The organism is Curtobacterium sp. Curtsp57 (assembly GCF_047324335.1).
Lineage (GTDB): Bacteria > Actinomycetota > Actinomycetes > Actinomycetales > Microbacteriaceae > Curtobacterium.
In genome coordinates this window covers 396,824-415,031 of sequence record NZ_CP168511.1, presented here as the reverse complement: position 1 = coordinate 415,031, position 18,208 = coordinate 396,824, and the positions used below count along the sequence as shown (strand labels likewise).

The following is an 18,208-nucleotide window of genomic DNA, read 5'->3' as shown; positions in this document are numbered from 1 at the left end:
CTGGCAGGACAGCCTGCTGGTGGGCTGTCCTGAATCACCCCCGCCGGCTCCGCCGATGGATGTCTGCTTCAAGGTGCGCTGTCGATTGCCAATCGATGTGGTTGGTCGACGGCGTGTGCCAGAGGTCGAATGATCGTCACAGCCGGATGATGACTGAGTGGACTTCCTCGACGGCTTCACCTTCCGCGGCTACCGCAGCTTCCCGAGCGACAGGACCGCTGAGCTGTACCCGCTGAGCAAGATCAACCTCATTGCTGGGCAGAACAACGCTGGGAAGTCCAACATTCTGCGCGTGGTCGCATCGACCTTCGCTGCTGCGCGAGCTGAACGATCGACTTGGGACCGGCCGGTCGGAGACGCCGAGCACCAGTACGAGCGATCCATCTACTACTCGGTAGACACGATTCTCTCCTGGCGATCGCCTATGGACTCGGACCTCGAGGCCCGGCTCCGCAGTCTGCTCGATCTCGTATGCGCCGTTGCGGGAACGCCCAATGGGATCTACTTGCCCGTCAGCGGCCTTGGGAAGTATGAATCCGATCGCATGCGCCCTGTCGCCGTGGAGGTCGGCCCATTGAGACTTGCAAGGGACCTGTCGACCGACCTGACTAGACGATCTGGAGGGTCAACTGGCGAAGACACCCTGCGCGTGATCGACTCGCTGATCGCGAAGCGGCCTGAACTTCCTCAAGCGGTCGTGATCAGCGGGAACCGTTCCATCTCGGACGAGAACACGGAAGCACCGGATCTCAACGGTCGCAGCATCAAGAGCCGGCTGCAGCAGCTGCAGAGTCCCGCCACGGAGCGGCTTGCGGACCGCGAAACGTTCGAGCAGTTCCAGCAGTTTGTACGGACCGTGCTCGAAGACCCGACCCTGACGATCGACATCCCGTACGACCTCTCGACGATCCACGTCACCCAGAACGGCCGGACACTGCCCGTCGAGAACATGGGCACTGGCGTGCACGAAGTCGTCATCATCGCCGCGGCCGCCACCGTCACGTCTGACTCGATCGTGTGCATCGAGGAGCCCGAGGTGCACCTGCATCCGATCCTCCAGCGGAAGCTGCTGCGCTACCTGGCGAACGCCACCACTAACCAGTACTTCATCGCCACCCACTCCGCCCACATGCTCGACTCCCAGCTCGGGTCGATTTTTCACGTCACCCACGACGGGACGATGTCGAGCGTGCGATATGCCGGCTCGGCACGAGACCGGGCAGCCATCTGCGCCGACCTCGGCTACCGCCCATCCGACCTCGTTCAGACCAACGCGGTCATCTGGGTGGAAGGACCTTCCGACCGGATCTACCTGCAGCGGTGGATGGAGCAGCTTGCGCCGGGGCGATTCGTCGAAGGCGCCCACTACTCGATCATGTTCTACGGCGGCTCGCTACTCAGGGACCTGTCGCCGCTCGACGCCGAAGAGGTCGACGACTTCATCTCCCTTCGCGCACTCAACCGCTACATGGTCGTGGTCATCGACTCCGACCGTGAGAAACCGCGTGCCGCTCTCAACCACAGCAAGCGTCGCGTCATCGACGACCTAAAATCAGACCCCGCAACCGGGCTGGCGTGGGTGACCGCCGGGTACACGATCGAGAACTACGTGCCCGAGGAGACGCTCACGGCGGCCATTCACGCGGCGCATCCGAAGAGCAAGGCGACGATGACGACGCAAGAGAGGTACGGGAACCCGCTGGCGGCGAGCCGCATTGGAACTCGAAGTCCGAGCAAGGTAGCGATCGCCAAGCGAGCTACGAATGTCCCGATCGAGCAGTGGCCGTACAACCTCAAGCAGCAGGTGCAGGCGGTCGTCGACCTCATCGAACGAGCGAACCAGCATCTCTGATCAACATCGTACGCGTCGCCCCACCCGTGCAGAGCCCCTCGAGCGCCTGTAGCTGCGGGAGGCAAGGTGCTGTTCCAGTCATACACACCTTTCGGATATGAGCCCTACTTCGGCACCAACGGGACCATGAAGGCAGACGAGGGACCCTTCAGAGCAATCGTCATCGGCCGTGATTCACGGTTCCCGATCGACACTCGCGTGACGGCCATCCTGCAAGATCACCGCGACGCGGTCGAGAAGCTGGCTGCGTCGCAGGCGTTCGAACGCGCTTGACGTCGGCGATGTATTGGTGGGGTGCGGTCACGATCCGGCTGATCGGCGTCGGGAAGTTCTCGACGGTGTCGTTCATGCGGGACTCCACGCGGCCCTGCGCCGTGAGCACTATCTTGTCGAACCGATCCGCTAGTCCGTCGAAGCCGGTTTGCCATGCATCCTGACCGATGTCGTCGGACCCGTTCACGACGAGGTCGCTGGCGGCCTAGGTAGCTTCACCGAAGCCGTGGCACGCCGCTTCATTCGCGTCGGCCTAAGCCTTCGTTGTGGAGGGGGATAGGCGCGGACAAGTGGGTCGCGCATTCAGCTAGAGCGAGCGGGATGAGCACGAGCGCGATGAGGGTCGTCTTCTTCACGAAATGAGCCCTACGAGTTCACGACGATCGCTCAAACCCCGCGACAGCGCGGTCGAAACCGTTGAGTATGCTTCGACGGTGGAGTTCATCGATGTGTACGGCAGCCTGACCGGCCTAGGTATCGCAACCCTGTTGATTGGAGGCGCCTTCGCCATCCTCAACGCCTGGGCGCTCATCGTCGTCATCGTCGCGGGGCACCGGTACCTCGACCGGACGCGCGGCACCAGCCCGCGGGATCAGCTGGAAAAGTACGAGCAGGGGCTCGAGCGGAAGCGGCGTGCAGCCAACGAGGAGCGCCTGAACCAGAGCCCGGGGGAGCGACGGGCGGCGCGGCCCGTCGACCGATGATCTGGGGTGTCTCGATCGTCGCCCTCATCGGACTTCTGCTGTCGATCTACAACTTCGTTGCAGGGATCGTTAAGAAGGTGCGCGAACGGGCGCGGATCGTTGTCGTCCTCTCGCACGTGCTATTCACGCCGTCGGCGAAGCCGCGGGTGTTCAACGTGCTCTTCACCGTCACCGTGCAGAACCTCGGCAATAAGCCGCTCACCGTCTGGGACGTGGGGCTCGAACGCGCTGATGGCAAGCAGGTATCGCTTCGATTCGGTCGGGATATCGTCCGGAACCTCTTGCACAGCAATCCCGCTGGCATCGACCCGAAGACATTCGACTACTCGGACGGGCCAGGTCTTCCGTGCTCCATCCCCGTCGGCGGAGTCATTGACTGGGTCTTCGAAAACGTGACGACCTCCAACGACCCGGATACGACGGTCTGGCGGGGGTACGCCACGCGACTCAAGGGCGTCAAGCAGCGCACCGACCGCTCGAAGCAGCGCTTCGAGCGGTCGGGCAAGTTGGTCTAGCGGGGACTAGGCGAGATTCTCGAGGGCCCCGTCGGGTAGGTCGGAAGGATGACGCCACTGGTGGCGTACTTGCGGTTCGGCAGGTGTCGCACCTTCTCGAGCTCCATCTCCTTGATGACGAGGTGTCGGATGGAATCTTCGGCGGGCAAGACGGGCTGGAACTCGATATCCAGCCGCCACCAGGTGCGCCAAAGCTCGTCGAAGGAGATGACGTCCGAGACGTAGGCAGCCTTCGCCGCGCGGATGGCCGATGAGCGGTCCCGGGCGAGTTCTTCGTGCTGCTCGCGGTCGAAGGCGATCTGCCGATCCGTGTCGGCGCCGCGGTCGCGTTGCTTCCCGCTCATCCCGCACGTCACCGCCGCTTCGGCTCAGTCGACCAGGGCGCTGCAGAAGGATAGCCCCTGCGAAGTTAAAGCTGACATAATATGCATTATCGGCGCTTGGAGGGACACCCGGCCCGGGAGCCCGGCCGCCCAGATGAGGTTGCTCGCATGGTCCGTTGCATGCGAGTAGGACGATGTGTCCGACAACGCCGCTGCTACCGGAGCTCTTGGCGGCGCCTCTCATCCGAACGGCCAGGCTCGATGAGTCCGACGGTCACGACAGGGATCCCCATCGCCTCAGCTTGTGCCTGTTCGTGGCCGTCCGTGAGCTGACATAACGAGGGCGCGGCTGGCGACCGCCTCGACAGGTCCGAGACGACGACGGGCAGCATCAACTTCTCAGGAGATGCTGCCCGTCGCGATCAAGCGTGCCGTGTCCGTCTGACGACGTGCCCTACGACTTCTCCCCGTCCTCGGTAGGGACATCGTCGGCGTCGATCTCGAGCGCCGCGCTCTCCTCCCCCGACTCCTCGAGCACCTCGGGCTCGGTGTCGGGCTGCTCGGGCGCTCCGCCTTGTGTGGTCTCTTCTGCCGGATCCGGCTGGCTGTAGCTCATGGTCGCGACCGTACGCGCGCCACGCTGGAACGGCCGTCAGCCGCCGCATTCCGGACTGGAGGCTCGGCTCGCTCCCGGCACCCGAGCCTCCCGTCCGCCCGTGGTCGGCCTGGCCCTCCGCGCGAATGCGCAGAAAGCTCGACCGGAACACGACTCCGCCCGCAACTTCCGCGCACTCGATGTGGAGCTCACACTCACCGGCAGCACCCGCACCCGGCCGCTCAGCCTCGGACGTAGTCCGCCAGGTGCTGCCCCGTCAGCGTGGACCGCGCGGCGACGAGCTCCGCCGGGGTCCCCTCGAACACGACCCGGCCGCCGTCGTGTCCGGCACCGGGCCCGAGGTCGATCAGGTGGTCGGCGTGCGCCATGACCGCCTGGTGGTGCTCGATGACGACGACGCTCTTGCCGGAGTCGACGAGCCGGTCGAGCAGCCCGAGGAGCTGCTGCACGTCCGCCAGGTGCAGCCCGGTGGTCGGCTCGTCGAGGACGATGATCCCGCCGGGCTCCCCCAGGTGCGTCGCGAGCTTCAGGCGCTGTCGCTCCCCGCCGGACAGCGTGGTGAGCGGCTGCCCGATGGTCAGGTAGCCGAGCCCGACGTCCACGAGCCGTTCGAGGACCGCCCTGGCCGGGGCGACGCGGGTGTCCCCCGCGGCGAAGAAGGCCGCGGCGTCCGCGACCGACATCGCGAGCACCTCGCTGATGTCCTTCCCGCCGAACCGGTACTCGAGCACCGACTGGTCGAAGCGCTTGCCGTCGCACTCCGCGCAGGTGGTGGAGACCCCGGCCATCATCCCGAGGTCGGTGTAGATCACGCCGGCACCGTTGCAGGCCGGGCACGCCCCCTCGGAGTTGGCGCTGAACAACGCCGGCTTCACGCCGTTGGCCTTCGCGAACGCCTTGCGGATCGGCTCGAGCATGCCGGTGTAGGTCGCCGGGTTGCTGCGGCGGGACCCCTTGATGGCACTCTGGTCGATCGCGACGACGTCGTCGAGCGGTGCCAGCGAGCCGTGGATGAGCGTGCTCTTCCCCGACCCGGCGACACCCGTGACGACGGTGAGCACGCCGAGCGGCACGTCGACGTCGACGTCCTGCAGGTTGTGCCGGTCGGCGCCGCGGATCTCGATCGCGCCCGTCGGCTGCCGGACCGACGGCTTCACCGAGACGCGGTCGTCGAGGTGGTTCCCGGTGACGGTGCCGCTCCCCCGGAGTCCGTCGAGCGGTCCCTCGTAGCAGAGCGTCCCGCCGGCGGCGCCTGCGCCGGGCCCGAGGTCGACCACGTGGTCGGCGATCTGGATCACCTCGGGCTTGTGCTCCACCACGAGCACCGTGTTGCCCTTGTCGCGGAGCCGGAGCAGGAGTCCGTTCATCCGTTCGATGTCGTGCGGGTGCAGGCCGGTGCTCGGTTCGTCGAACACGTACGTGACGTCGCTGAGCGAGGACCCGAGGTGCTTCACCATCTTGACGCGCTGGCCCTCGCCGCCGGACAGGGTGCCGGTGGGCCGATCGAGCGACAGGTACCCGAGGCCGATCTCGACGAAGGAGTCGACGGCGTCGCGGAGCCCGTCGAGGAGCGGGCCGACCGACGGTTCGTCGAGCCTGTGCAGCCAGGTCGCGAGGTCGGTGATCTGCATCGCGCAGACGTCGGCGATGCTCTTGCCGGCCACCTTGGACGAGCGCGCGACGTCGTTCAGCCGGGTGCCGCCGCAGTCCGGGCACGTCGTGAACGTCACCGCCCGGTCGACGAACGCCCGGATGTGCGGCTGCATGGCTTCCCGGTCCTTCTGCAGGAACGACCGTCGGACGCGGTGCACGAGCCCCTCGTACGTCATGTTGATGCCGGCGATCTTCTGCTTCGTCGGCTCCCGGTAGAGGAAGTCCTGCCGCTCCTGCTCGGTGAAGTCCCGGATGGGCTTGTCGGCGTCGAAGTACCCCGACTCGGCGTACAGCCGGACGTTCCAGCCCTCGGTCCCGTAGCCGGGTATCGTGAGGGCACCGTCGGACAGCGGCTTGGCGTCGTCGAACAGCTGCGTGAGGTCGATGTCGCTGACGCTCCCCCGCCCCTCGCAGCGGGCGCACATCCCGCCGAGCCGGTTGAAGCTGACCTTCTGGGCCGTGGCGTCGGTGCCCTTCTGGACGGTGATCGCTCCGCCCGCGGACACCGTGGCCAGGTTGAACGAGAACGCGTTGGGCCCGCCGACGTGCGGCTGCCCGAGCCGGCTGAACAGCACGCGCAGCATCGCGTTCGCGTCCGTGACGGTCCCCACCGTCGACCGCGGGTCGGCGCCGATGCGCTCCTGGTCGACGACGATGGCGGTGGTGAGCCCGTCGAGCACGTCCACGTCGGGACGGCCCAGCGTCGGCATGAATCCCTGCACGAAGGCGCTGTACGTCTCGTTGATCATCCGCTGCGACTCGGCGGCGACCGTGCCGAACACGAGTGAGCTCTTGCCGGAACCGGACACACCCGTGAACACCGTCAGGCGACGCTTCGGCAGGTCCACGTCGACATCGCGCAAGTTGTTCTCGCGCGCGCCGCGGACACGGATGCGGTCGTGGCTGTCGGCGATCGACGCGTCGCTGGTGTGCATGCCGATCAGGGTACCGACCGGGTGGTCGACCGCTGGCCGGACGGCGTCGGCGGGCACGGCCATACTGGCGCCATGGCACTCCGCTGGTACTCGATCGTCGTCGACAGCCACGACCCGCACGCCCTCGCGCGGTGGTGGGGTGAGACCCTCGCGTGGCCGGTCGTGTACGAGTCCGACGACGAAGCCGTGATCGCGCCGGAACACGCGCTCGAGCTCCCGGAGGGCACGCCGCGCGAGCACCAGCCGCAGGGGCTCGTCTTCGTGCCGGTGCCGGAGGGCAAGACCGTGAAGAACCGGCTCCACATCGACCTCGCACCCGCGCCGGACGACTCGCACCAGGCAGAGGTCGACGCCCTGGTGGCTCGGGGCGCGACGCTCGCCGACGTCGGTCAGCGCGACGTGCCGTGGGTGGTGCTGGCCGATCCCGAGGGCAACGAGTTCTGCGTGCTCACGCCCCGCGAATGACCCGCCGGACCAGGTCGGGCAGCTCGGCGGGCTCGAACGGCTCGTCCGTGGCGTCGAGCTCGTCGGCCGTCCACCAGCGGGAACCGAGGATGTCGACCCGCTCGTCGTCGGTCCACTCGTCGCTCGACAGCACGAATCCGGCGGTCCGGACGACGTAGAACTCGGAGTGTCCGCGGTCGTGGTCCGCCTGGTCCCACGTGACGTCGAAGTCCCACGACCAGACCGGTTCGCCCGGGTCGGTGATCACGATGCCGGTCTCCTCGCGGAGTTCCCGGATCGCAGCATCGCGGTGCGTCTCGCCCGGGTCGACTCCCCCACCCGGCGTGATCCACCGGTGGAAGCCGTCGGACGACGGGGCGTTGGTGTCCATCAGGAACACGCGGCCGTCGTCGTCGAGCAGCAGGATGCGAGAGGTCAGGCGGAGGCCGGGTGCTGCAGTCACCCGGTCGACGCTACCCCGAGCGCTCAGGCGGTGAAGCCGCTGACGTCGCCGACCAGGCGCGTGTTGTCCGTGGGGATCGGCTCGACCGCGGCGAGGGCGACCTCGGCGGCGAACTCGGACACGCTGTAGAGCTTGCCGACGGCCCCGCGACGTTCCTCGATCGCACCGGGGTTGATGCGGTTCAGGAGCGTCGCGGTGATCGTGCCCTCGATCATGTCGCCGGAGACGACGACGAACTCGATGCCGGCTGCCTCCAGCTGCGGGAGGAGCTCGCGGAGCGCGGTCTCACCGGCGTGCTTGCTCTTGGCGACCGGCAGGTACTCCGGCAGCGTCTCAGCGGTCTCGACGAAGTGGGCCTGGTGGCTCGTGACGAACACGACCCGGGAGCCGGCGGCCATGTGCGGCACGGCGGTCTGGAGCATGTCGACCTGCGCGTCGCGGTTGAGACGGAGCGCGTAGTCCTCGCCCATGCCCGACTCCATCCCGCCCGATGCGTTCAGGACGAGGAGGTCGATCCCGCCCCATGCCTGCACCACGGTGTCGACCATGGCCTGCACCGAGTCGTGGTCGGTCAGGTCGGCGCCGACCGCGAGGGCTTCTCCCCCGGCGGCGACGATGCCCTCGGCGATCTGCTCGGCGCGGCGGGCCTTGTTCCGGTAGTTGACGACCACCTTGGCCCCGGCCTCGGCCAGGTACCCGACGGTGTCGGCGCCGATGCCGCGGGACGAGCCGGTGACGAGGGCGCGCTTGCCGGCGAGGGATCCGGGGGCGAGGGGGCTGCTCACAGTGGTGTTCTCCAGTTCGTGACCGTGCATCGGGACCGGTCGAGCCTACCAATCCGTGCGCCCGGTCAGACGTCGTTTGATATGTTGAACGGACTTGAACCGGCCGTCGCGACGCAGCGCTGCCGCGCGCGACCGAGGGAGGGAGATCGCGTGAACATCTCGGATTGGATCCAGACCATCGTCTGGATCGCTCTGGTGCTGGTGTTGGGGGTGGTCGAGGTGTTCACCCTCGACTTCATCTTCATCATGCTCGCAGCCGGAGCAGCGGGCGGCTTGATCGCCGCGCTCATCGGCGCGGAGTGGTGGCTGTCCGCCATCATCGCCGCGGCCGTCGCGCTCCTGCTCCTCGCGCTCGTCCGGCCCCGGCTCCTCGTCGCGCTCGGCCGGAACGCCGACCCCCACCGCACCGGCGTCGAGGGACTGGTCGGCATGCCGGGCACCGTCGCCGTCGCGTTCACCTCCACCGCCCCCGGCCAGGTCCGCCTGGCGAACGGTGAGACCTGGAGCGCGCGCATCGACGTCGCCGCCCCCGATCGCACCCCGCCGCTCGGCACCCACGTCGTCGTCGAGTCCATCGAGGGCTCGACCGCCGTCGTCCGCATCCAACAGAAGGCTGCTTCATGACCCTCGAACCCGGGACGATCGTGCTCCTCGTACTGATCGTCGTCATCGTCATCTTCGTGATCGTCGTCCTGGCCAAGGCGATCCGCATCGTCCCCCAGGCCACGGCGGGCATCGTCGAGCGGCTCGGCAAGTACCACAAGACCCTCAACCCGGGGTTGAACCTCCTAGTGCCGTTCATCGACCGGCTCCGGCCGCTGCTCGACATGCGCGAGCAGGTCGTGTCGTTCCCGCCGCAGCCGGTGATCACCGAGGACAACCTCGTGGTCTCGATCGACACCGTCGTGTACTTCCAGGTGACCGACGCCCGCGCCGCCACCTACGAGATCGCGAACTACCTCGGCGCCGTCGAGCAGCTGACGACCACCACGCTCCGCAACGTCGTCGGTGGCCTCAACCTCGAAGAGGCACTGACCAGCCGCGACAACATCAACGGCCAGCTCCGCGTGGTGCTCGACGAGGCGACCGGCAAGTGGGGCATCCGCGTCGGACGCGTGGAGCTCAAGGCCATCGAGCCGCCCGTGTCCATCCAGGACGCCATGGAGCAGCAGCTCCGGGCGGAGCGCAGCCGTCGTGCAGCGATCCTGCAGGCCGAGGGCACCAAGCAGTCGCAGATCCTCGAGGCAGAGGGCCAGCGACAGGCGGCGATCCTCGCCGCCGAGGGTGACGCCAAGGCCCAGGTGCTCCGCGCCGAGGGTGAGGCGCAGGCCATCGCGACGGTGTTCGACGCCATCCACACCGGCGACCCGGACGAGAAGCTGCTGTCGTACCAGTACCTGCAGACCCTGCCGAAGATCGCCGAGGGCACCGCGAACAAGCTCTGGATGATCCCGAGCGAGTTCACGGAGGCGCTGTCCGGCATCGCCAAGGGCTTCACCACGAGCCGCTCCGGCGCAGCGCCTGCCGCCGGCGGTGCAGGTGGGAGCGACTTCCTCGCGAAGATCTCCAAGCTCGCCAACGAGAGCCTCGCCAACACGGCGGCGACCGAGCCGGGGGGCGGCGCGGCTGCGGCGAACCCGAACGCGACCGCGGCGGACATCGTGCCGGACGCGGGTCTCGACGAGCGTCTCGCGGAGTCGAACCGCAGCGTCGAGGAGAAGCTCGCCGCCGCGGCCGAGGCCACGCGCGAACAGCTCGGCGACGACCGCACGCAGCAGTAGCCGGGAACCACGAAGGCCCGCTCCCATCGGGGAGCGGGCCTTCGTCGTTCGCCAGTGCCTCAGGCGCCGCGACGGGCGCGCAGGAACTGCAGTCGTTCCTGGAGCAGTTCCTCGAGCTCTTCGCGCGAGCGCCGCTCGAGCAGCATGTCCCAGTGGGTACGTGGTGCCTTGACGTCCTCTGCTGCGACCTCGACGGGGACCCCGTCGTCGCCGAGCAGGCGTCCTTCGCGTCCGCTCCTGGGGTCGGCCCAGCTCTGCGGGACCTCTGCCTCGGCGGAGAACACGACGTCGAACGTCTCGCCCGAGTCGGTCTGGTAGACCGCGCGCTTGCGGTCAGAGAGCTCAACGCCCTCTTCGCTCTGGAGGCTCTGGCTCCCGAGCCGCATGCCGCGGAGACTCCGATCAGCCATGGTGGACTCCTCTCGCTCGTTCCCCCCTTGCAACACTGTCCCACGCGGGTTCGTTCCGGGGCATCCGCATTCACAGTGGGTTCCCAGTGCGGGACCGCGGGACGGGCGGACGCTCAGCGGCGGCGGCGGGGCGTGTGGAACGGGGCGCAGGCGATGAGGACGAGGAGCCCGCCGAGCGAGAGGACGAGCGCGATCAGTCCGGACGCGACGGTGGCCGGCGTCGTGGAGGTGCCGAGGGGGACGTCGGTCACCATCGAGGTCGCGGTGTACTCCGGCACGCGGTCGATCGTCCGCCCGGAGGGGTCGATCACCTGCGAGGCGCCGACGGTCGAGATGTTCACGAGCGACCGGCCGGTCTCGATGGCCCGCATCCGCGCGATCTCGAGCTGCTGCAGGTTCTCGTCGGTGCCGGAGAAGTCGGCGTTGTTCGTCTGCGCGAGGATCACCTGCGCGCCGCCGCGGGCCATGTCCCGCGTCAGCCCGTCGTCGACGATGTCGAAGCAGATCGCGATGCCCGCCTTGATCCCGGCGACGTCGAGCACGTTCGGCTTCGTCCCCGGCGTATAGTCGCGCTGCAGCAGTCCGATGAGCGACGGCGCGAGCTTGGAGAAGAACCACCGGTCCGGGACGTACTCGCCGAAGGGCACCGGGCGCTTCTTGTCGTAGGACGACTGCCACCCGTCGGCGGTCCAGACGAACGACGTGTTGTGGAGCACACCCGCCGGTGTCTGGGTGATCGCGCCGGCGACGATGGGGGCCCCGACGGACTGCACGACGGAGTTCAGCGCGCTCGCGATCACGGGCTGCTGGCGCGGGTCGAACTCGGCGGACGCCTCGGGCCAGACGACCAGGTCGACGCCCTTCGCGGACACGTCGGTCGCGGCGACCTGCGACTCGAGGACCTGTCCGGGGGCCGCCCGGTCGAAGTACCCGGCAGGACCGTTGCCCTGCACGGACTCGATACGGATGGTCCCGTCGGTCGCTGTCGGCCAGGCGGGGACGGCGAGCACCGCCGCCACGAGGAGTCCGGCGACGGCGACGCGCATCCGGAGCTGGATCCCCCCGACGAGCCCCAGGGAGACGACGACGGCGACGCAGTAGACGACGACGAACGACAACCCGAGGACGCCGACGTACGCGACGAGGTGCGCGAACGGGCTCTCGGACTGCGACAGCCCGACCCGTCCCCACGCGAACCCGCCGTACGGCCAGCTCCCGGAGAACCACTCGCGTCCGGTCCACAGTGCGGCGACCACGGCCGGGAGGCCCCACACGCGTCCGGCGGTCGAGGGCAGGAGGCGCGCGACCCAGCGGTACGTGAGGGCGATCGCGACGCTGCCGAGTGCGAACATGGCCGCCTCGAACAGCGCGAGCGCGAGCCACGGGACCGGACCCAGGTAGCGCCCGGCCCACGAGATGGCCGGCACCCAGAACGCGACTCCCCCGAGGTAGCCGAGCCATGCCGCACGGCGCCACCCCTGTCCCATGGCGGACAGCAGCAGACAGGCCACCGCGGGGTAGGCGAGGAACCACCACCCGGGCGACGGGAAGGACAGGGCGAAGAGCAGCCCACCGATGACCGCCAGCGGCAGCGCGATCCGCACCGGCAACGCCGCGAAGGGCGCGCGCGGACGCACACCGGTCTCGGGAACCTGCACCGGGCCTCCCGTCAGACCGTCGCGTACGCGACGATGCCGCGGCGGACCGCGTCCGTCGCACGTCGGGCGGTCTCGGCGAGCTCGGGGTCGCCGGCGTTCTTGATCTGGTCGAGGAGGTCGATGACCTGCTTGCACCACCGGACGAAGTCACCTGCCGCCAGGTCGAGCGACCGCAGGACGTCGTCGAGCGCCGAGCCGGACGCCCACCGGAACATGCCGACGGCGATCGCGGGGGTCGGCGGCTGCGAACCGGACAGCCGGGCGTCGCGCTCCACGTCGTCGAGGCGTGACCAGATCGTCAGGGTCTCGTCGAGCGCCGGGCGGAACGCGCCGCGCGGCAGTGCGTGCTCGGTCCCCGGAGCGTCCTCCCGACGGGGCTGGTAGACGATCGTTGCTGCCATCGCGGCGAGCTGTGCGGGCGTGAGGTCCTTCCACACCCCGGCCTCGAGGCACTCGGCGACGAGCAGGTCACGCTCGCCGTAGATCCGCTGCAGACGACGACCACCCGCTGCCACGGTGAGCTCGCCGTCCTCGGCGCCGCCAGGTGCGCCGTCGGCGTCGTTCCCGCTCGGCACGAGGTACCCGAGCTGGACGAGCACGTCGGTCACCCGGTCGAACGTCGTCGCGACGGCGCCGGTCCGGGAGCGGATCTGCTGCACGAGCTTGTCGTTGACGCGCTTGAGCTTGTACCAGCGCTCCGCCCAGCGGGCGTGCGCTTCGCGGTCGGGACAGGCGTGGCACGGGTGACGCTGCAGGGCGCGCCGCACCTCGGTGATCTGGGACTGCCGTTCCTGGCGGGCACCGTGCGAGGCTTCGCGGCCACCGGGGACGTTCGTGCGTTCGAGGTCCGAGAGTCGCCGTCGCAGCGCCGCGTACTCGGTGAAGTCGCCGAGGTGGCACGCCATCGACCGCTGGTAGCCGTCGAGCGACTCCTGCTGCGACCGCACCTTCCTGGCGAGGTCGACGACGGAGCGGTCCGCCTGGAACTGCGCGAAGGACGTCTCGAGGACCTCACGCGTGCGCTGTCGACCGAACTGCTCGATCAGGTTCACGGCCATGTTGTACGTCGGCTTGAACGAGGAGTTGAGGGGGTACGTCCGACGGCTCGCGAGCGACGCGACGGCCTGCGGTTCGAGGCCGTCGGTCCACTGGATGACCGAGTGCCCCTCGACGTCGATCCCCCGACGGCCGGCTCGACCCGTGAGCTGCGTGTACTCCCCCGGCGTGATCGGCACACGGGCCTCGCCGTTGAACTTCTCGAGCTTCTCGAGGACGACCGTGCGCGCCGGCATGTTGACCCCGAGCGCCAGGGTCTCCGTCGCGAAGACGACCTTGAGGAGCTTGCGCTGGAAGAGGTCCTCGACGACCTCCTTGAACGCGGGCAGGAGCCCGGCGTGGTGCGCCGCGACGCCCCGCTCGAGGCCTTCGAGCCACTCCCAGTACCCGAGGACGGCGAGGTCCTCGTCGAGGAGCGTCCGGCAGTGGTACTCCGCGGTCTCGCGGATCTCGTTCCGCTCCTCGCGGGTGGTCAGGGACACCCCGGACCGCAGGACCTGCCGGACACCCTGGTCGCACCCGTTGCGGCTGAACACGAAGAAGATCGCCGGGAGCAGCATCCGCTCGTCCAGCATGCGGGCGATGTGCTCGCGGTGCAGCTTCTCGGTGCGCGGACCACGGCGGTCGACGTACCCGCCACGACCCCGACGTCCGCGGTGGCCGCCACGACTGTCGTTGCGCGAGCCTCCGCCGACGAGACGCAGCAGCTCGGGGTTCACGCGGTTGGTCGCCGCGGCACCGGACGAGTCGAAGAGGTCGACCATCTTGTTGCCGACGAGCACGTGCTGCTCGAGGGGCACCGGACGGTCCTCGGACACGATGACGTCGGTGTCGCCGCGGACGGTCTGCAGCCAGTCGCCGAACTCCTCGGCGTTGGACACCGTCGCGCTGAGCGAGACCAGACGGACCTCGGTCGGCAGGTGCAGGATCACCTCTTCCCAGACCGCGCCCCGGAACCGGTCGGCGAGGTAGTGGACCTCGTCCAGCACGACCCATGCCAGGTCGTCGAGCAGGTCGGAGTCCGCGTAGATCATGTTGCGGAGCACCTCGGTCGTCATCACGACGACCCGTGCCCGGGGGTTGACGTTGGTGTCGCCGGTCAGGAGCCCCACCTCGGACTCCCCGTACGCCTCCACGAGTTCGGCGTACTTCTGGTTGCTCAGCGCCTTCATCGGCGTCGTGTAGAACACCTTCGCCGTCGGCTGCCGCATCGCCAGCCAGATCGCGAACTCGGCGACGATCGTCTTGCCGGCGCCGGTCGGAGCGGCGACGAGCACGCTCCGCCCCTGGTCGAGCGCATCGCACGCGGCGAACTGGAACGCGTCCAGGTCGAACCGCAGGTCCGCACGGAACAGCTCCAGGTTGCGCGACCGGCTCCGGACGCGGGCGGCCTGGAACCGCTCGGCCGCGCTCAGCCCGGTGTCGGTCACAGGCCGTACTCGGCGTCGAGCTTGGCCTGGCGCTTCGCGAGACGACGGTCGTGCAGCCAGGTCACCACGCAGGCGGCGACGTAGAGCACCATCATCGGGATCGCGAGCAGGAACATCGAGATGACGTCGGCGCTCGGGGTCACGATCGCGCAGAAGACCAGGATGCAGAGGATGGCCACGCGCCAGGACTTGATGATCGACTTCGCCTCGAGCACGCCGACGAAGTTCAGCAGCACCAGGAACACGGGCAGCACGAAGGCGATGCCGACGGCCACGATGAGCTTGATGACGAAGTCGTAGTAGGCCTTCGCATCGACGATGGAGGTGTCCTGGCTCGACACGAAGCTGCCGAGGATCCCGACGATGTGCGGCAGGACGTACCAGCCGAAGTAGCACCCGGCGAAGAACAGCGGGATCGCCGTGCCGAGGAAGCCCCACACGTACTGCTTCTCGCGCCGGACCAGCGCCGGGACGATGAACGCCCAGATCTGGTAGAGCCACACCGGGCTCGCGATCACGATGCCGATCGTGATCGCGATCTGCAGCTTGAGGTCGAACGCGCCCGTGATCATCGGGAAGTTCAGCTCGGCGGTGTGCCCACCGACCTTCGCCAGCTGGGACACGGGGGCGCGCAGCGAGTCGAGCACGAACGGGGTCAGGAACCAGCCGCCGACCGCACCGACGAGGACCGCGAGGACGGCCTTGAACAGGCGGTTGCGCAGCTCGATGAGGTGCTGCCCGAGGGACATGCGGCCTTCGGGTTCCTTCGGACGGCGACCCTGCCGCTTCTCTCGCCCGCGCGCGGTCGTCGAAGCCATGCGTCGATCCTACGGCAGCGCGGCCCCCGGTCGGCGGCAGGACGTGCGAACGCACAGCGCACCTTCGGGCGAGTGGTCACGACACCCCGCTCGGATCCGCCGACCGGTCAACGTCCGTCGTCGTCGGGATCACCGACCGACGGTCTGCGACCGGTGGGCGGTCGATGCGCGGGGTGTCGCGACCACTCGCCGCGGTCGGCGGCCTCTGCGGGTCCGGTGGGCGGTCGGCGGACGGGAGGCACGGTGCGGGCCGGGAACGAGCCTCCCGTCCGGTGGACGGTCGCGACCAGGGCCCGTCCGCTCCCACCGCGCGTCGGCACCGCCCGCGTCGACCCCCGCGCGGGGTCGCGGCGCCACGCGCGCGGCGGCGGGTCGCCACGCGCGCGGCGTCGCGTCGCCACGCGCACGGCGTCGCGCGCCGCTGCCGTCAGGACGCGGGGAGCGCGGACGCCGCGAAGGCGCGCACGGCGTCACGCGCAGCGGGCGGGTCGAGCACGACGGCCCGCCCCGGCAGGCCGGCGACGAGACGCACCACACCGTCGAACCCCGCGGACGCGGCGAGCCGGATGCGCACGCGCCGATCGGCGTCGGGCACGTCGGCGGTGTCCGCGAGGAAGTCCGCCACGAGCGGCAACGACGAGGCGTCGAGCTCCACGGTCACGATCACGTCGTCCGCGCTCTGCTGGAACAGCGTGTCGGGGATGGTGACGTCGTCCGTCGAGTGCGACGCCTGGCGGTCGTCGACGCGCACGGCCGACATCCGGTCCAGTCGGAACGTGCGGAGCGCTGCACGATCGAGGTCCCAGGCGCGGAGGTACCAGTCCGTGTCGATGGACTCCACGCGGAGCGGGTCCACCGAGCGCGTGCTGCCCTGGGTCCGCGGGCCGGCGTAGTCGAACACGAGTCCACAGCCGTCGGACATCGCCTGCCGGATGGTGGCGAGCGTGGCGTCGTGGCGCTCCTGGCCGACGGCGACGTTCGCGGATGCTCCACCAGCACCGCGGGAGAGCTTCGCCATGAGCGCCCGGATGGCGTCGCGGTCGGCGGCTTCCGGCAGCGCGGAGAGGTACTGCAGGCCTGCGATGAGCGCAGAGGCTTCTCGTGCGGAGAGCCGCGGGGAGTCGTCGATCGCCACGAGGTTCGTCAGCACGATCATGTCGTTCTGCTCGAAGTCGTCCCAGGCGATGTCGAACAGGTCGCCGTGCTGGTACTGCATCGTCTCGCCGGGGATCCCCGACACGGCGATGAGCTCCACCGCGCGGCGGATCCTGGTCTCCGGGACGCCGAAGTGCCGAGCGGCCTCGGCCACGGAGACCCGCTCGCGGTCGATCAGGTACGGCACCAGTGCGAGCAGGAACGCGAGCTTGTCCTGCGCCTGGAGCGGCTGGGGTTCAGCCACGGAGCACCCCTTCGCTGTGGTCGGCGACTCCGCCGTGGTCGGCGACGAGGCCGCGGAGACGGTCGAGCACGCGGTCGCGGACGTCCGCGGGTTCGAGCACCTGTACCTCTGGGCCGAAGGCGGCGAGTTCCTCGGCGAGGATCTGCGGGTCGACGTAGTGGAGCACGAGGACGCCATCGCCCTGTGCGGTGGTGTCCCGCCGACGGCCGAGACGGCGTTCGGCATCCGACCCGGGGAGGACCGCGATCGTCGCCGTGCGCTCGGACCAGAGCCGGTCGAGTTCCGCGAGGGTCCGCTCCCCCGCACCGGCGGGCGCCGGGTGGCGACCCGGCTCGTACGTCGTGACGGGACCGACGATCCGCGAGAGCAGGTAGTTCTTGTCGGAGTCCGTCGAGGGTTCGTGTGCGGCGAGCATCCACCGGCCGCCGTGCTGCACGAGCGCCAGCGGAGCGACATCGCGCCGTCGTGCTTCGTGTTCACCAGGGGTGATGTAGTCGAACCGGACGGCTGCCGCGCGGTCGAGCGCGGCACGGAGTGGTTCGAACGCGGCGTCCCGTGCGCGGAGCCGCGGAGCGTACGCGTCCATGCCGGTCGCGCCGGCGCGGCTGTCGTCATCACCGGCGGAACGGACCTTGAGGAGCGCTCGACGCGAATCGGACGACAGGGCCCCTTCACGCCACGCCATCGCCGCGAGCGACAGCAGCGCGGATTCGTCCGGGGTGAACCGGACGTCGAGGGGCAGGTCGTACTCGCCCTTCGGGATGCGGTACCGCAGAGTCTGGTTGTTGCCGGACGACCCGGGGGTCTCGATGGTCTCGAGCGGGATGCCGAGTTCGCGGACGTCGTCCTTGTCGCGTTCGAACTGCCGCTCGAGCGACGCGTTGTCACCACCGGCCGCGAACCGCTGTCGGTAGCCCTGGACGTTCGTCAGGATCTCGGACTTCGTCAGGCCCGACTCGGTCGACAGCAGCGCGAGCACGAGGCTGAACAGGCGTTCTTCCGCCGGTACGCGGGGCACACGGGTGGCTGGCACGAGCCGATCCTACGGCAGCGCGGGGGCACCGGAGTGCACCCGCGCGCGGGTTCGTGGAGA

The 18,208-nt window shown here is 69.0% G+C and carries 18 protein-coding genes; 7 read left to right on the top strand and 11 right to left on the bottom strand.

All coding sequences use genetic code 11. From position 1 onward, the window contains the following. Positions 1–157 precede the first annotated feature (157 nt). The 4 genes from ACEN9V_RS01855 to ACEN9V_RS01840 all read left to right on the top strand — a co-directional run bounded on the left by ACEN9V_RS01855 (position 158) and on the right by ACEN9V_RS01840 (position 3,344). Complete coding sequence (locus ACEN9V_RS01855) at positions 158–1,852, top strand: ATP-dependent nuclease (protein WP_413601895.1); 1,695 nt, start codon at positions 158–160, stop codon at positions 1,850–1,852. A gap of 126 nt (positions 1,853–1,978) precedes the next feature. Then, positions 1,979–2,125: a hypothetical protein gene (locus ACEN9V_RS01850; RefSeq protein WP_413601894.1), complete on the top strand. Its 147-nt coding sequence runs from the start codon at positions 1,979–1,981 to the stop codon at positions 2,123–2,125. Positions 2,126–2,559: 434 nt separating this feature from the next. Further along, the gene (locus ACEN9V_RS01845; RefSeq protein ID WP_413601893.1) at positions 2,560–2,829 is read left to right on the top strand and encodes a hypothetical protein; all 270 of its coding nucleotides are present in this window, start codon (positions 2,560–2,562) and stop codon (positions 2,827–2,829) included. Then, positions 2,826–3,344 (top strand): hypothetical protein, encoded by a 519-nt coding sequence (locus ACEN9V_RS01840; RefSeq protein WP_413601892.1) that lies wholly within the window; start codon positions 2,826–2,828, stop codon positions 3,342–3,344. Before ACEN9V_RS01845 ends, ACEN9V_RS01840 begins: the two co-directional genes overlap by 4 nt. Here ACEN9V_RS01840 and ACEN9V_RS01835 read toward each other — a convergent pair. The 3 genes from ACEN9V_RS01835 to ACEN9V_RS01825 all read right to left on the bottom strand — a co-directional run bounded on the left by ACEN9V_RS01835 (position 3,341) and on the right by ACEN9V_RS01825 (position 6,871). After that, the gene (locus ACEN9V_RS01835; protein ID WP_413601891.1) at positions 3,341–3,688 is read right to left on the bottom strand and encodes a hypothetical protein; all 348 of its coding nucleotides are present in this window, start codon (positions 3,686–3,688) and stop codon (positions 3,341–3,343) included. The two genes, ACEN9V_RS01840 and ACEN9V_RS01835, sit on opposite strands and share 4 nt — an antisense overlap. Positions 3,689–4,121: 433 nt before the next feature. After that, positions 4,122–4,283, bottom strand: coding sequence for a hypothetical protein (locus ACEN9V_RS01830; RefSeq protein WP_281264593.1), 162 nt, complete (start codon positions 4,281–4,283; stop codon positions 4,122–4,124). A gap of 221 nt (positions 4,284–4,504) precedes the next feature. After that, entirely contained in the window at positions 4,505–6,871 is a 2,367-nt protein-coding gene (locus ACEN9V_RS01825; protein ID WP_413601890.1) for an ATP-binding cassette domain-containing protein, read from the bottom strand. Positions 6,872–6,943: 72 nt separating this feature from the next. Here ACEN9V_RS01825 and ACEN9V_RS01820 point away from each other — a divergent pair, with 72 nt between their 5' ends. Beyond that, positions 6,944–7,336, top strand: a complete 393-nt coding sequence (locus ACEN9V_RS01820; protein ID WP_413601889.1) for a VOC family protein — start codon at positions 6,944–6,946, stop codon at positions 7,334–7,336. On the opposite strand, the gene ACEN9V_RS01815 is transcribed toward ACEN9V_RS01820, so the two are convergent. Both ACEN9V_RS01815 and ACEN9V_RS01810 read right to left on the bottom strand, forming a co-directional pair. Next, a complete protein-coding gene (locus ACEN9V_RS01815) occupies positions 7,320–7,778 on the bottom strand; it encodes an NUDIX hydrolase (RefSeq protein ID WP_413601888.1) in 459 nt (152 codons plus the stop codon). The genes ACEN9V_RS01820 and ACEN9V_RS01815 overlap by 17 nt on opposite strands. Before the next feature lie 23 nt (positions 7,779–7,801). Next, positions 7,802–8,563: an SDR family oxidoreductase gene (locus ACEN9V_RS01810; RefSeq protein ID WP_413601887.1), complete on the bottom strand. Its 762-nt coding sequence runs from the start codon at positions 8,561–8,563 to the stop codon at positions 7,802–7,804. 150 nt (positions 8,564–8,713) lie between these two features. Here ACEN9V_RS01810 and ACEN9V_RS01805 point away from each other — a divergent pair, with 150 nt between their 5' ends. After that, positions 8,714–9,187 (top strand): NfeD family protein, encoded by a 474-nt coding sequence (locus tag ACEN9V_RS01805; RefSeq protein WP_402728764.1) that lies wholly within the window; start codon positions 8,714–8,716, stop codon positions 9,185–9,187. Beyond that, positions 9,184–10,344 carry an SPFH domain-containing protein gene (locus ACEN9V_RS01800; RefSeq protein ID WP_413601886.1) on the top strand — a complete coding sequence of 387 codons (1,161 nt, stop codon included), beginning with the start codon at positions 9,184–9,186 and terminating at the stop codon, positions 10,342–10,344. The genes ACEN9V_RS01805 and ACEN9V_RS01800 overlap by 4 nt, the downstream gene beginning before the upstream one ends. 59 nt (positions 10,345–10,403) lie before the next feature. On the opposite strand, the gene ACEN9V_RS01795 is transcribed toward ACEN9V_RS01800, so the two are convergent. The 6 genes from ACEN9V_RS01795 to ACEN9V_RS01770 all read right to left on the bottom strand — a co-directional run bounded on the left by ACEN9V_RS01795 (position 10,404) and on the right by ACEN9V_RS01770 (position 18,148). Continuing rightward, positions 10,404–10,754: an RNA polymerase-binding protein RbpA gene (locus tag ACEN9V_RS01795; protein ID WP_281264600.1), complete on the bottom strand. Its 351-nt coding sequence runs from the start codon at positions 10,752–10,754 to the stop codon at positions 10,404–10,406. Positions 10,755–10,867: 113 nt separating this feature from the next. Next, a complete protein-coding gene (gene lnt / locus ACEN9V_RS01790; protein ID WP_413601885.1) occupies positions 10,868–12,412 on the bottom strand; it encodes an apolipoprotein N-acyltransferase in 1,545 nt (514 codons plus the stop codon). Positions 12,413–12,423: 11 nt separating this feature from the next. Next, complete coding sequence (locus tag ACEN9V_RS01785) at positions 12,424–14,898, bottom strand: DEAD/DEAH box helicase (protein WP_413601884.1); 2,475 nt, start codon at positions 14,896–14,898, stop codon at positions 12,424–12,426. After that, entirely contained in the window at positions 14,895–15,647 is a 753-nt protein-coding gene (tatC, locus tag ACEN9V_RS01780) for a twin-arginine translocase subunit TatC (protein ID WP_281267580.1), read from the bottom strand. The genes ACEN9V_RS01785 and tatC overlap by 4 nt, the downstream gene beginning before the upstream one ends. Before the next feature lie 496 nt (positions 15,648–16,143). Beyond that, on the bottom strand, positions 16,144–17,115 hold the full coding sequence (locus tag ACEN9V_RS01775; protein ID WP_413601883.1) for a helix-turn-helix transcriptional regulator: 972 nt from the start codon (positions 17,113–17,115) through the stop codon (positions 16,144–16,146). After that, positions 17,108–18,148, bottom strand: a complete 1,041-nt coding sequence (locus ACEN9V_RS01770) for a helix-turn-helix transcriptional regulator (protein ID WP_413601882.1) — start codon at positions 18,146–18,148, stop codon at positions 17,108–17,110. The genes ACEN9V_RS01775 and ACEN9V_RS01770 overlap by 8 nt, the downstream gene beginning before the upstream one ends. Positions 18,149–18,208: the final 60 nt, after the last annotated feature.